Annotated in this window: 1 pseudogene; it reads right to left on the reverse strand. The window is 58.9% G+C overall.

The features are described from left to right. Positions 1-168: 168 nt before the first annotated feature. Positions 169-282, reverse strand: a pseudogene (locus Tther_RS13380) (helix-turn-helix domain-containing protein); the annotation flags it as partial. Positions 283-540 lie beyond the last annotated feature (258 nt).

Below are 540 nucleotides of genomic sequence, written 5' to 3' on the forward strand. Positions count from 1 at the left end.
TTCCGCAATGCTCGCCGAACTCGACGACGAGTGGCTGACCGGCAAGGTCTATCTCAACTTCAACCTGTAACCCGGTTGTCATGACCACCCAACCGGAAATTTACAGAAAAGAGGTTGCACAATCCCGGTGCGCTGTGGCCTCTTATACGGCACCGGCCCGCCCGCGTTCAGATACCGCCGCACTGTGTTGCGCGCGATGCCCAGCGTCCTCGCAATCCGCTTCGCACCCCACCCTGACTGCCCCAACCGAACGATCGTCCTGACCGCTTCCGGCTCCAACATCTCCTGCCCTCCGCAACCTACACGGCGTACAGGATCTACCTCAATGTGCTTCGTTTCCAACGATGGCCTCCTTGCGAACGAGGGGGTCAGTTCCTCGTGTCGCTAGGGGGTCAATTTACGGTGTCGCCTGACAGTTCTATATCCGGCCTGTTGTGCAGGAATAGACCTGCTGGCCCTGATGGAATCCGCTGACCCGCGCCTCATTCTCCTGAAGGACTCGAAGTCCTTGTAAGCCATACAGGCTTGGCGGGTCACGGT

Source organism: Tepidimonas thermarum (genome assembly GCF_007556705.1).
Lineage (GTDB): Bacteria > Pseudomonadota > Gammaproteobacteria > Burkholderiales > Burkholderiaceae_C > Tepidimonas > Tepidimonas thermarum.